Here is a 7,656-nt window from a genome sequence, read left to right as displayed (position 1 = left end):
CCGCCGCTCGTGTTGCGTGACCGCTTCGGACAGCGGTCGTAGAGTCGTGTGCGGCCGGACTTGATCACGAGTCGAACGGGCCTGCACGCCCGGGGCGGAGTGGCACGGTGGGCACGGAAACCAGCCGGACACGGGCAGCGGGCATGGACGGCGAGCTGACGGAGGCGCTGGTGCGCAGCCGCCGGTTCTTCACCCGGGCCGACGTCTCCGAGGACCTGCGCTCGCTGCACAGGAGGGGCGGCCGGCAGGCGGACGAGTTCTACCGGGACCGCTGGTCGCACGACAAGGTGGTGCGCTGCACGCACGGCGGAACTGCACCGGCTCGTGCTCGTGGAAGGTGTACGTCAAGGACGGCATCATCACCTGGGAGGCGCAGCAGACCGACTACCCGTCGGTCGGCCCGGACCGCCCCGAGTACGAGCCGCGCGGCTGCCCGCGCGGGGCGGCGTTCTCCCGGTACACGTACTCGCCGACCCGGGTCCGCCACCCGTACGTGCGGGGCGTGCTGCTGCAGCTGTACCGGGAGGCCAAACAGAGGCTGGGCGACCCGGTGGCCGCCCGGGCCGACGTCGTCTCCGACCCCGAGAAGGCGCGCCGCTACAAGCGGGCGCGCGGCAAGGGCGGCCTCGTCCGGGCGAGCTGGGACGAGGCCGTCGAGATGGTCGCCGCCGCGCATGTGCACACCATCAAGGAGTACGGCCCCGACCGGCTCGCCGGTTTCTCGCCGATCCCGGCGATGTCGATGGTCTCCCAAGCCGCCGGGGCCCGCTTCACTCGCTGCTCGGCGGCGTGATGCTGTCGTTCTACGACTGGTACGCCGACCTCCCGGTCGCCTCCCCGCAGGGCTTCGGCGACCAGACCGACGTACCGGCGTCGGGGGACTGGTGGGACGCCGGCTACCTGATCATGTGGGGCTCCAACCTGCCGGTGACCCGCACCCCGGACGCCCACTGGATGGCCGAGGCCCGCTACCGGGGCCAGAAGGTCGTCGCGGTGTCACCCGACTACGCGGACAACGTGAAGTTCGCCGACGAGTGGCTCGCGGCCCAGCCCGGCACCGACGGGGCGCTGGCGATGGCCATGGGGCACGTGATCCTCAAGGAGTTCTTCGTCGACCGGCAGACGCCGTACTTCTCCGACTACGTCAGGAAGTACACGGATCTGCCCTTCCTGGTCGCTCTCGACGCGACCGAGGGGGAGCCGGGCACGTACACGCCGGGCAAGTTCCTGACCGCCGCCGACCTCGGCGGAGAGGCCGCCGCGGCCGAGCACGCGCAGTTCCGGACCGTGCTGCTGGACGCGGCCACCGGGCAGCCCGTGGTGCCGAACGGCACGCTCGGCGACCGCTACGGCGAGGCCGGCGCCGGAAAATGGAACCTGGACCTCGGCGACACCCGGCCCCTGCTGTCCGCCGAGGGCGGCGACGAGGCACCGGTCGCCGTCGAACTGCCCCGCTTCGACGCCCCCGACGGCAGCGCCGGCCGGCTGCGGCGCGGCGTACCGGTCAGGCGGATCGCCGGACGCGTGGTGACCACGGTGTACGACCTGCTGCTGGCCCAGTACGGAGTGGCCCGCGACGGTCTGCCCGGCCGGTGGCCCACCTCGTACGACGACGCGAGCGAGCCGTACACCCCCGCCTGGCAGGCCGCCATCACGGGAGTGGAGGCCGGGAAGGCCGCCCGCATCGCCCGGGAGTTCGCGGCCAACGCCGAGGAGTCCGGCGGCCGTTCGATGATCGTCATGGGGGCCGGGACGAACCACTGGTTCCACTCCGACACCATCTACCGGGCGTTTCTGACACTGACCACGCTGACCGGCTGCCAGGGCGTCAACGGCGGCGGCTGGGCGCACTACGTGGGCCAGGAGAAGGTGCGTCCCCTCACCGGTTACTCGGCGATCGCGGCGGCCGCGGACTGGAACCGGCCGGCGAGGCAGATGATCCAGACGGCGTACTGGTACCTGCACAGCGACCAGTTCCGCTACGCCCCTCCCCCAGCCTCCGGCCGGGGGTACCCCCATCTCGCTCCGCTCGCCGCCGACAACCTCGCCGCGGCCGGTGGGGGCGGCCCGTTCGCCGGGAAGTCCACGGCGGACGTGATCGCGCAGTCGGCGCGCATGGGCTGGATGCCGTCGTACCCGACCTTCGACCGCAACCCTCTCGACCTCGCCGACGAGGCGCAGGCGGCAGGGCGTGCCGTGGGTGAGCACGTGGTGGAGGAACTCACGGCCGGGCGGCTGGGGTTCGCGGGTGAGGACCCCGACGCCCCCGAGAACTTCCCGCGCGTCCTGACGGTGTGGCGGGCCAACCTGCTCGGCTCCTCGGCCAAGGGCAACGAGTACTTCCTCAAGCACCTGCTGGGCGCCGACTCGAACGTGCGCGCCACGGAGGCGCCGCCCGGGGCCCGGCCGAAGGACGTGAAGTGGCGGGAGGAGGCCCCCCGCCGGCAAGCTCGACCTGCTGCTGACCCTGGACTTCCGGATGACCAGCACGACCGTCTACTCCGACATCGTCCTGCCGGCCGCGACCTGGTACGAGAAGCACGACCTGTCCAGCACGGACATGCACCCCTTCGTGCACGCCGCGAACGTCGTCGGCGACGGATACGACTACCGGGAGACCATCTCCCCGTGGTTCCGCTCCATCTTCTACTTCCAGCCCCACCCGGACCTGATGACCGAGGCCCCGGTACTGTTCCAACTGCACGCGACCAGCTCCCTGCTGCTCTTCGCGGCCTGGCCCTTCACCCGCCTGGTGCACATGCTCACCGCACCCGTGGGCTACCTGACCCGCCCCTACATCGTCTACCGCAGCCGCGACACCCTCCTCGGCACCCGCCCTCCGCGCCGCGGCTGGGAACGCGTGGGGTGACGAGTCACGGGCGTCGATTGCCAGTTGGTCATCCGGGCCGCGCTCGAACAACCCGAGCAGGAGTGGACGAGCGGTAGACGCCGACCGCTCACCGCACCTGGAAGACGCCGTGCGCACCCCGTTCCGCGTCGCTCATGGCGTGCGTGACGAACGGATAGTCACCGGCCTCCGGGAAGGACAGCTCGACGAATCCCCCCGAGGCGGGGGCGAGATCGAGGACCTGCGCGCCCCCGCTCTGCGACCCGCCCCGTTTCACGTCGTACGCACCCTCACGGAACACCGTGTCGAACTGGCCGCCCACGACATGGAAGGCGCTGGACACGTTCGGCCCGGCCGCCAGCACCCAGATCCGTACGCGCTCACCGGCCTCGGCGGTCAGCGGGTCGTGATCGTACTGGTTGGCACAGCCGTTGAAGGCGACCATGTCGTAGTCCTTGGCGTTCACCTTGGCGGCGTCGGCCGTACCGCCCTGCTTGCCGAGGTAGAACTCCGACTGGACCAGCACGTACTCACGGTCCACCTCGGGCAGACCGGGCGGGTCGATGATCACCGCGCCGAACATGCCGTTGGCGATGTGCAGGGACATCGGCATGGTCGAGCAGTGGTACATCCAGATGCCGCTGCGGGTGGCCGTGAACCGGTACGTCAGGGACTCGCCGGGCTTGATGGTGCGCATCGGCCCGTTCGGCGCGAGCGATCCGGCGTGGAAGTCGACCGAGTGGCCGATCGACCCGTCGTTGACGAGGGTGATCTCGAAGGTGTCACCGACGCGTCCGCGCAGCACGGGTCCGGGGGCCGTTCCGTCGAAGGTCCACAGCTTCTGCCGTACGCCGGGGGCGACTTCCCGCGTCGCCTCCCGCACGGTGAGCGTCTTCTTGATCACCCCGCGTCCGGATCCGCCCGTGGCGGACGGGAGTCGGGCGTCGCGGGCGGTGAAGCCGACGGCCGGTTCGGCCATCGGGTCGAACGCGTCGGCGGCGGAGTCGCCGGTGGCTTCCTGAGCCGTACCGGCGCCGCTGTGGTCGTGGGTGGTCCCGCTGCCGTCCGTGCCGGAGTCCGCGTCGGAGTCCGTGTCGGTGTCGGCTCCGGTGTCGGCTCCGGTGACGTTCACGGCGAAGACCATCCCCATCTGCCGGTGCCCGACCACGGAGCACCAGCCGTCGAGGTCCCGGCCGACGACTCCCACGTCCAGGGTGTCCTTCTGTCCCGGGCTGATCCGGTCGGTACGGGCGCCGGTCTCCAGCAGCAGGTCGTGGGTGTCGGTGCCCGTGTTGTTCAGGGTGATCACCAGGCGGTCTCCGGCGGGTACGTCGACGGAGGACGGCGAGAAGCGCATGCTGCGGATCGTCACCGTGACCGTGGTGGTGCGGCCGGTCGCCTTCACGGCGTCGCCGTCGGCGTTCGTGTCGGCGGACCGCTCCACGACCGGCAGCGACCGCACGTCCGCCGCACCGCCGCCGGCGACGGCCAGCATCACGACCGCGAGTCCGAGGGCGACGCCGCCGAGCACGCGGTGCGGGCGGGCCGGGGGCTCGGCCGGAGCGGGCGCGGGCACCCCCGGGGTGGCCGCACCGCGCCGGTCACGCAGGCCTCGTACGACCGTCAGCACCAGCAGCACCAGAAAGAACAGCAGCATCACCAGCAGCAGCACCGAGCACGCCACCCGCACCGTCGACGGCACCGGCAGCACGCACAGCAGCAGCGCGGCGTTGGTGATGGCCAGCCGGGCGGGCCAGGCTCGTTCGAGGCTCGCGGTGGCGGCGCGCACGGCAGCGGGGCCGCCGCCCAGGACCACGGGGACGAGGAAGCTCAGCGCGCCGAGCAGTACCTGGGCGATCCAGCCCGCGGCGAGCGGCGCGGTGAGCAGCGGTATGCGCGCCCCCACCGTGATCCAGGAGGTCGTGGTCAGGAGGATCCCGGCCAGTACGGCCAGCGATCCGGCGAGCCAGCCGCAGCCCGCGGCCACCGACCACGCGGCGAAGGACCGCGGCGCCTTCGCCCGGGCCTCGCGGAGCCAGGGCCGGCCCGCGACGACCAGCCCGGCGGCGTGGACGACCACGCCGGGTGCGGCCAGGGGCGGCGGGCAGAACAGGGTGCCGACGACGGCGGCACCGAGTCCGGTGAGCAGGACGGGGAGGACGGCGCGGCCCGCTCGTTCCGCGCCGTCCGCCACCCGCGTGCGCAGCATCGTCGGCCACAGGGTGATGAGCGTTCCGGCGACGGTGAGGCCGACCCAGCCGAACAGGTTGATCGTCTCGTGGGCGACACGCAGCCGTTCGGGCAGATCACCGGCGAGATCACCGCGCGCCATGACGACGCCGAACGCGGCACCCACGGGCAACAGGGCGGAGGCGGCCACGTAGTAGCGCACGGTCATGGAGAACCGGCCGGGCAGCGCCCGCCGCATCAGCCGTACCAGCCATACGGCGTGTGCCGTGACCGCCGCCGCGACCAGGCAGCCGCCGACCAGGACGACGTACCACCGCTCGAAGAGCATGCCGCCGATCACGCCGACCGCGCCGAGATTCAGGCAGACCAGACGCAGTGCGGCGGGGGCACCCCGGTTCGCCTCGGGCAGCCGCAGGACGGAGGCGGCGAAGTGGCCCGACCAGATCACGATCGCGTTGGTGACCGCCCCGAGCAGCAGCGCGTGGACGAGCAGCCAGAAGGCGTGCGGCAGGAAGTGGTGGGCGGACCCGACCGCGGCGAAGAGGGCGAGCCAGACCACCACGACCGCGTTCACACCGAGGTGCCAGCGGGCGCGCGGGGAGTGGCCGGGGGGCTTCGGCGCGGATCCGCTCGCCGTGGACAGAGACAGGTTCGTGGTCACCGGCGGGTCCTGTGGTCGGAGGGGGCTGACGCAGACGCAGACGCAGACGCAGAGGCAGAAGCATCGGCAGAGGCAGCGGCAGAGGCCGTCGCCGACGCGCGCCGCGTGGCGATGACGGAGCCGGTGGCCGCCGACACGACGAACAGCAGTACGGCGACGATGTTGAGCACCCCGCCGAACTGCCACGCGCCCCGGACGTCCCGCAGGTCACCGACCACCACGCGCAGCGCCAGCGACAGCTGCAGCAGCCAGGCCGCCACCGCGAGCGCCGGGTGGTAGGGGAGGGGACGGCGCAGGACGGCGGGCAGGATCACCGGGGCGTGCGCCATGATCATCGACATCACGAAGCCCAGGAACACGGCGTGCACCACCGCGTCGTACCGCGTCCCCTCGGTGACCGGCCCGGTGAGCAGCCACAGGGCGCCGGCCAGGCCCAGCCAGGCGTACCCGGCGAGCAGACACGCCGCGGTGAAGCGGGGCAGGCCGGTGGAGCGCAGCAGCCGGCGGGCGACGTCGTGCACGACGAGCCAGGCGACCAGGGCGAGCAGAGCGGCGCCGAGCAGGACGGTGCCGGTCGCGGGCCACAGCAGGGTGGCGACCACGCCGGCGGTGACCGCGCCGACGCACCACAGGAACGTCTGTTCCGTCGAGGGTGCCAGGACGGCCACCCGGGCGAGTTCCAGCCGCTCCCCGGCGATCGTCAGCACGAGGAACGCCACCAGCCAGGGCAGCATGCGCGGTACGTCGGTCCCGCCCAGCCACAGCAGCGCCGCACCCAGTGCCGAGACGGCGCCCGCGGCCTGAGCGATCAGGGCGGCGCTCGGCTGCCGGTGCCAGAAGCGTACGTACAGCGCGACCAGGGCCGCGCATCCGGCGACGAGCAGCAGCCGGGGTACGACCAGGTCGACCGGGCTGAGCAACAACAGGCCCCCGGCGCCGAGGCATCCGGGGGCCAGATGGGCCCAGGGCCGGCCCAGGGCGACGGCGCGTTCCAGCGCGACCAGCGTGCCGGTGAAGCCGAGCACCATCAGCACGCCGTGCACCTGTGGGAGGCGGTCGGCGGTGACCGGGGCCGGGAGGCCCAGCAGGCCGAGGGCGGCGTCGAGACCGGCGAGGAGGCAGAGTCCGGCGGCGAACAGCAGGGGTGCGCGGCGGGCTCCCGCGCGCCGGGCGGCGGTGCCGCGAAGGGCGGAGCGGGACGCCGGGGTCACCGGTGCGCTCCGGGTGTGCCGTCCGAGGCCGGGTGCTCGGCGCCGTCCTCATCGCCGGCTTGCCCGGTCGGGCCCAAGTGCAGTCGGCACGCGTCCGGTTCGGCGAACGGCAGCAGCTCGACCTCCTGCGGCGACCCGCCCAGCACGGCGAGCCCCGCCCGGGCCAGTCCCTCGTGAACACCGCAGATGACACCGGGGTGTTCACGCGCCGTCTCCACGAACGGACAGCGCCGCAACCGGACTTGACGCGCTTCCGGGTCTGCTTCCGGGGCGAAGCCGATCTCGTCGAGGAGGCCCAGCAGCCGGGTCCGCGCCTCCTTGGGATCCGCCGTCGGTGTCTGCCGGGCGGTGAGGAGGATCCCCCACTGCTCACCGGCGGCGAGGGCGTCCCGGCGCGGGTCCGCGCTGGAGCGGGCGATCTGCGCGGCGAGGACGGCGGCGAGCCCGGCGTATTCGCGTGCGGGCGACTCCTGCGGCCGGCGGGCCCGGTAGCGGAAGGCGGGGCGGCCACGTCCGGAGGGGTTGGACCGTTCGCGGACGGCGAGGCCGTCGTCCACCAGGGCGTCCAGGTGTTCGCGGACGGTGTTGGCGTGCAGCGCGCACACCTGGGCGAGCGCGCCCGCGGTGACGGGGGCGGCCTGGCCGCGCAGCTGCTGCAGGACACCGCGGCGCTGCCGGGACAGCGGTACGCGGTTCGATCCGCTGCCGGGAAGCGGCCCGTTATTTTCCACGGTCATGTCCGTACT

Annotated in this window: 3 protein-coding genes and 2 pseudogenes; 2 read left to right on the top strand and 3 right to left on the bottom strand. The window is 72.9% G+C overall.

Features of this window, described 5'->3' with window-relative positions; all coding sequences use genetic code 11:
• Positions 1–143: 143 nt before the first annotated feature.
• A pseudogene (locus ACLZN2_RS44100) lies at positions 144–2,581 on the top strand (molybdopterin-dependent oxidoreductase); the annotation flags it as partial.
• Positions 2,582–2,869 (top strand): annotated as a pseudogene (locus ACLZN2_RS44095) (respiratory nitrate reductase subunit gamma); the annotation flags it as partial.
• Positions 2,870–2,957: 88 nt separating this feature from the next.
• Here ACLZN2_RS44095 and ACLZN2_RS44090 read toward each other — a convergent pair.
• From ACLZN2_RS44090 to ACLZN2_RS44080, 3 genes are read right to left on the bottom strand one after another with little or no spacing between them, the layout of a single operon-like run.
• Positions 2,958–5,699 carry a multicopper oxidase domain-containing protein gene (locus ACLZN2_RS44090; RefSeq protein WP_416985443.1) on the bottom strand — a complete coding sequence of 914 codons (2,742 nt, stop codon included), beginning with the start codon at positions 5,697–5,699 and terminating at the stop codon, positions 2,958–2,960.
• Entirely contained in the window at positions 5,696–6,910 is a 1,215-nt protein-coding gene (locus ACLZN2_RS44085) for a hypothetical protein (RefSeq protein WP_416985442.1), read from the bottom strand. Before ACLZN2_RS44085 ends, ACLZN2_RS44090 begins: the two co-directional genes overlap by 4 nt.
• Positions 6,907–7,647 carry a helix-turn-helix transcriptional regulator gene (locus tag ACLZN2_RS44080; RefSeq protein ID WP_416985441.1) on the bottom strand — a complete coding sequence of 247 codons (741 nt, stop codon included), beginning with the start codon at positions 7,645–7,647 and terminating at the stop codon, positions 6,907–6,909. The genes ACLZN2_RS44085 and ACLZN2_RS44080 overlap by 4 nt, the downstream gene beginning before the upstream one ends.
• Between the last annotated feature and the right edge of the window lie 9 nt (positions 7,648–7,656).

Origin of the sequence: Streptomyces sp. T028 (assembly GCF_048159505.1) — a bacterium.
In the GTDB taxonomy this organism is placed as follows: domain Bacteria; phylum Actinomycetota; class Actinomycetes; order Streptomycetales; family Streptomycetaceae; genus Streptomyces.
The sequence above is the reverse complement of the archived record's forward strand: the minus strand, read 5'-3'. Positions and strand labels throughout refer to the sequence as shown.

Bases quoted from the DNA above. Each gene is read 5' to 3' on its own strand.
- ACLZN2_RS44080 (WP_416985441.1), bottom strand. From the start codon at position 7,647: ATGACCGTGGAAAATAACGGGCCGCTTCCCGGCAGCGGATCGAACCGC.